The organism is Bradyrhizobium sp. USDA3010, assembly GCF_056429065.1.
Window position 1 is genome coordinate 1 of the sequence record NZ_JBWJZD010000166.1, and the last position, 255, is coordinate 255.

Consider the following 255-nt stretch of genomic DNA (forward strand, 5'->3'; position numbering starts at 1 on the left):
CACCATCGACGGCAATTTTGTCGCCGTGCAGGTGCGCGCGATCAACAACGGCTTCCGCCTCGCGCATCAAGGCTATGAGGTGCCGGTCTATGTCTTCACCGAGACCGAGGCGACCTCGGCGCGGCTGATGCCGGTGGTCTCGGCGGCCGACACCGGCAAGAAGCTGCTGTGCCCGATGCCGGGCCTCGTGGTGTCGATTGCGGTGACCGAGGGCCAGGAGGTCAAGGCCGGCGAGACGCTCGCGGTGGTGGAAGC

1 pseudogene is annotated in these 255 nt (G+C 67.1%); it reads left to right on the plus strand.

Annotated elements, in window-relative coordinates:
- A pseudogene (locus AC066Y_RS43410) lies at nucleotides 1-255 on the plus strand (acetyl/propionyl-CoA carboxylase subunit alpha); the annotation flags it as partial.